Raw genomic sequence first — 5,574 nt, 5'->3', positions numbered from 1 at the left:
CGCTGGGTGGTGGTGTGCGTTCCGCGCCGCTAGCGGGCGGAACGCTGCCTGATCATTGCGTTCATATCGCGGACGACCCTACGAGCACGTGCTCGCCCGGCGCCACGCTTTTTCGCCCCGGTCCCTTGACAGGGTGATCCGCCGATGGTCGGATGACGCGACTGTTAACGCTCACATTCTCGCGAGGTCACTGTGCAAAGAAGCACTCGTCCTTCCCGCCTGCCCCTGCGCGCGGTCGCCACGGGCGCCGTCGTCGCACTGCTCGGCAGCCTGGTTCCCCTCCTCCCCGCAAGCGCCACGGCGGCACGCCTGCCCGCTACCGCCCCGGAGACCACGATGTCCGTCACCGCCGAGACCACGGCCGACACCGCCGACACCGAAGACAGCACCGCCCAGGCGGAGGCAGACGCCGCGGTCGCCGCGCTCGACGTCGTGCACGCCGACGACGTCCGCGGCCACCTCACCCTGCCGACGTCCGGGCGGCACGGCGCGAGCGTCACGTGGACGTCGTCCGACCCCGCCGTGGTCGCCGCCGACGGCGTCGTCCGCCGCCCGGCGCACGGTGCGGGCGACACGGCGGTCACCCTGACCGCGACCGCTGACGTCGGGGGCGCGACCGCGGCCCGGGAGATCGCGCTCACGGTCCGCGAGCAGCCGGAGGTGGCCCCGTACGAGGGCTACGCGTTCAGCTACTTCACGGGCAACTCGCTCGCCGGCGAGAAGATCTACTTCGCAGCGAGCCGCGGCAACGACGCACTGACCTGGGACGAGGTGAATGACGGGCAGCCGGTGCTGGAGTCGGCCGAGGGCACGCTCGGCCTGCGCGACCCGTTCCTGATCCGCTCGCCCGAGGGCGACCGGTTCTTCCTGATCGCCACCGACCTCTCGATCGGGCGCAACGGCGACTGGGACGCGGCGCAGCGCCACGGCAGCCAGTACCTGGAGGTCTGGGAGTCCACGGACCTCATCACCTGGTCCGAGCAGCGGCACGTCAAGGTCTCGCCGGACAACGCGGGCAACACCTGGGCGCCCGAGGCCTACTGGGACGAGACGCTCGGGCAGTACGTCGTGTTCTGGGCCTCGAAGCTGTACGCCGCGGACGACCCGGACCACACGGGCAGCGCGTACAACCGCATGCTCTACGCCACCACGCGCGACTTCGTGACGTTCAGCGAGGCGCAGGTCTGGCAGGACCGCGGCGAGTCACGGATCGACTCGACGGTGATCCGGGAGAACGACGTCTACTACCGCTTCACCAAGGACGAGGGCGGCGGCGGGACGGGCTGCTCGGACATCATCCAGGAGAAGTCGGCGTCGCTCACCGCCGTCGACCTGCCCGGCGACCCGGCGTGGGAGTTCATGGCGGGCTGCATCGGCCGGGAGGCCGGCACCTCCGCCGTCGAGGGCCCGACGGTCTTCAAGGCCAACCCGGGCGACACGTCCGGCTCGCCGTTCTACCTGTTCGTGGACGAGTACGGCGGCCGCGGCTACATCCCGCTCGGCACCGACGACCTGGAGCACCCCGACTGGCAGGTGCCCGCGGACTACGACCTGCCCGCGAGCCCCCGCCACGGCACCGTCATCCCGGTCACCGCGGCCGAGCTCGCGGCGCTGCGCGACGGCATCGTGGTCCCCGAACCGCCGACGCCGGTCGTGGCCGACGAGAACGGCCTGGTCGCGCAGTACGCGCTGGACGAGACCGCGGGCACGGTCGCCGCGGACGGCACCGGCCACGGGTACGACGGCGTCGTCAGCGGCGACGCCACCTGGGCCGACGGCGCGCTGAACCTGGGCGGCAGCAACGGCCACGTGCGCCTGCCGGACGACATGATGGCCGGGCTCGACGCCATCACTGTCTCGACGAAGGTCTGGCTGGACCCCGCGCAGGCCACGCCGTACTTCATCTGGGGCCTGGGCAACACCGACGGCGGCGGCGTCGGCAACGGCTACCTGTTCACCACGGGGAACAACTACCGCTCCTCGATCGCGACCGGCAACTGGTCCACCGAGCAGACCGTGGCCTCGGGCGCGGCGCTGCCGCGCGGCGCCTGGAAGACGCTGACCTACACGCTCCAGGACGGCACCGCCCGGCTCTACCTCGACGGCGTGCGGGTCGGCGAGAACACCGGCGTCACGATCGAGCCCGGCGACATCGGTGACGGCCGCACCACGGCCAACTACATCGGTCGCTCCACCTACACCGCGGACCGGTACCTCAAGGGCAAGGTGCGCGACTTCCGCATCTACAACCGTGCCCTGTCGGCCGACGAGGTGCGGGAGCTCGGGGCGGACCCGACCGCCATCACCGGCGTCGACCTCGCAAGCCTCAAGGTCCCCGCCGTCATCGACGGCGCGACGTCGACCGTGACGCTGCCGGTGACGCCCGGAACCGACGTGACCGCCCTGGAGCCGGCCTTCCAGACCGTGTCCACCTCGACGGTCTCGCCGCAGGTCACAGGTCCGGTCGACCTGTCGGCACCGCGGACGTTCACGGTCACCGCGCAGGACGGCGCCAGCCGGGCCTGGACCGTGCGCGTCGTCGAGATGCGCTCGCCGGTGCTGCCGGGCCTGTACGCCGACCCGAACATCGCGCACTTCGGCGACAGCTACTACCTCTACGCGACGTCGGACGGCGTCGCGGGCTGGGGCGGCAAGGACTTCTACGTCTGGACGTCGAAGGACCTGGTGGACTGGGAGCGCTCGGCCGAGCCGATCCTCACCCTGGACGGCGCGAACGGCGACGTGCCGTGGGCCACGGGCAACGCCTGGGCGCCCACGATCATCGAGCGCGGCGGGAAGTACTACTTCTACTTCTCCGGCCACAACGCGACCTACAACCGCAAGACGATCGGCGTCGCCGTCGCCGACCGCCCGGAGGGCCCGTTCGTCGCGCAGCCGACGGCGATGATCCTCAACGACGAGCCGATCGCGTCCGGGCAGGCGATCGACCCCGCGGCGTTCCAGGATCCCGAGACCGGCCGGTACTACCTGTTCTGGGGCAACGGCGGGCCGTCGAACGGCCCGGTGTACGCCGAGCTGAGCGACGACATGCTGTCGATCAAGCAGGACACGCTGGCGCGGATCGGCGGGCTGACGAACTTCCGTGAGGGGACGTTCCTCAACTACCGCGACGGGCTGTACCACCTGACCTACTCGATCGACGACACCGGGTCCGCCGACTACCGCGTCGGCTATGCCACCGCCACCAGCGTGGACGGGCCGTGGACCTACCGCGGCGTCATCCTGTCGAAGGACACCAGCCAGGGCATCCAGGCGACCGGGCACAGCTCGATCATCCAGGTCCCCGGGACCGACGAGTGGTACATCGCCTACCACCGGTTCGCGATCCCCGGCGGCGACGGGACGCACCGGGAGACCACGGTCGACCGGCTCACGTTCGGCGCCGACGGCCTCATGCAGCAGGTCACGCCCACTCTGACGAGCGTGGACCCGCTGCCGTACGACGGCGTCCAGCCGCGGGCCGTGAGGTCGCCGAAGGTGAACGGCCGGGCCACGGCCGGCTCGACGCTCACCGCGACGTCCGGGCAGTGGGACCAGCGGCGGCTCGCGTTCACCTACCAGTGGCTGCGGGACGGCGTGGCGGTCGCCGGGGCGGAGGGCCGGACGTACCGGCTCACCGCCGCCGACGTCGGGCACCGCCTGACCGTGCGCGTGACGGCGACGACGCCGGGCGCCCTGCCGGGCACGGCGGTCTCCGACCCGACCGTACGGGTCACGGCCCAGGCCCCCTGCCGAACCCGCACCGCCGTCTGACCGCGACCGTTGAGTGCTGGATATCTGCGCTTCCGAGCCGTCCGGGAGCGCAGATAGCCAGCACTCAACGGGGGGAGGGGGAGGGTAGAGTTGCAGGCTGTCCGGAAGCGGTAGGCGCGGGAGATGAGGATGGCGTTGGTGCAGCACGAACTGAATGGTGGAGCCCGATGACCGTCCTGACCTCCGACACCCGTCAGGTCGGGACCGAAGCGGCACGTCGCCGCAGCATCGCGGTGATCTCCCACCCCGACGCCGGCAAGTCGACCCTCACCGAGGCCCTCGCGCTCCACGCCCACGCGATCGACGAGGCCGGGGCGGTGCACGGCAAGGGCAACCGCGCCGGCGTCGTCTCCGACTGGCTCGAGATGGAGCAGAAGCGTGGGATCTCCATCACGTCCGCCGCCCTGCAGTTCGCGTACGGCGACGTGGTGATCAACCTCCTGGACACCCCCGGCCACGCCGACTTCTCCGAGGACACCTACCGCGTGCTGACGGCGGTGGACGCCGCCGTCATGCTGCTCGACTCCGCCAAGGGCCTGGAGCCGCAGACGCTCAAGCTGTTCGAGGTGTGCCGCCGCCGCGGCGTGCCGGTCATCACCTTCGTCAACAAGTGGGACCGCCCCGGCCGCGAGGCCCTGGAGCTCTGCGACGAGCTGGAGGAGCGCATCAACCTGCGCCCGACGCCGCTGAGCTGGCCCATCGGCGAGGCCGGCCGGTTCCTCGGGCTGCTCGACCGCGCCACCGGCGAGGTGCGCACCTACCGCCGCGCCCCGGGCGGCGCGTCGATCGCCGAGGAGGAGCTCCTCACCCCGCAGGCCGCCGCCGACACCCTCGGTGACGACCACACCGAGGCCGTCGAGAGCGTGCAGCTCCTCGAGGAGCTCGACCGTGAGTCGTTCCTCGCCGGCACCACGACGCCGATGCTGTTCGGCGCGGCGCTGGCCAACATCGGCGTCAAGCAGCTCCTGGACGCCGTCGTGGAGCTCGCCCCGGCGCCCGGTGCCCGGCCCGACGTCGACGGCACGGCCCGCGACGTGGACCAGGCGTTCAGCGGCTTCGTGTTCAAGATGCAGGCCGGCATGGACCCGAACCACCGCGACCACGTGGCCTTCATCCGCGTGTGCTCGGGCCGCTTCGAGCGCGGCATGGTCGTGACGCACGAGCGCACCGGCCGGCCGTTCGCCACGAAGTACGCGCTGTCGGTCTTCGGCCGGGAACGTCAGACGGTCGAGGACGCCTACCCCGGCGACGTCGTGGGCCTGGTCAACGCCAGCACGCTCGCCGTCGGCGACACGGTGTTCGACGCCGCCGGCCCGCACGTGCGCTTCCCGCCCATGCCGGTGTTCGCCCCCGAGCACTTCGCGGCCGCGCGCTCGGCCGACCCGGGCCGCTCCAAGCAGTTCCGCAAGGGCATCTCGCAGCTCGAGCAGGAGGGCGTGGTCCAGGTCCTGGTGTCCGAGGCCCGCGGCGACGGCAACCCGATCCTCGGGGCCGTCGGCCCGCTCCAGTTCGAGGTCGCGACCTTCCGCATGGAGCACGAGTTCTCGGCGCCCATCCGGACGGAGCAGCTCGGCCTGTCGCTGGCCCGCGAGGCCGCGCCGGAGCACATCGACACCATCGCTGCCTACCCGGGCGTCGAGGTCGTGCGCCGCGGCGACGGCACCCCGCTGGTGCTGCTGCGCGACGTCTGGCACGCGCGGGCCTTCGAGCGCGCCCACCCGGACGTGCCGCTGATCCCGCTGGTCGCCAGCGGGGTCTAGCGCAGAAGGCCACTCCGGACGGGCCCGCACGGCCGTGGCC

At 71.9% G+C, this 5,574-nt stretch carries 2 protein-coding genes; both read left to right on the top strand.

The annotated features are described in order from the left end of the window. Window positions 1-336: 336 nt before the first annotated feature. Window positions 337-3,774, top strand: a complete 3,438-nt coding sequence (locus ACFWEJ_RS26825) for a family 43 glycosylhydrolase (protein WP_377232225.1) — start codon at window positions 337-339, stop codon at window positions 3,772-3,774. Between the two features lie 167 nt (window positions 3,775-3,941). Continuing rightward, window positions 3,942-5,534 carry a peptide chain release factor 3 gene (locus ACFWEJ_RS26820; RefSeq protein ID WP_377232224.1) on the top strand — a complete coding sequence of 531 codons (1,593 nt, stop codon included), beginning with the start codon at window positions 3,942-3,944 and terminating at the stop codon, window positions 5,532-5,534. Window positions 5,535-5,574: the final 40 nt, after the last annotated feature.

The sequence above is a fragment of the Promicromonospora sp. NPDC060204 genome (assembly GCF_042728455.1).
Lineage (GTDB): Bacteria > Actinomycetota > Actinomycetes > Actinomycetales > Cellulomonadaceae > Promicromonospora.
This window is presented reverse-complemented; position numbering and strand designations above follow the sequence as displayed.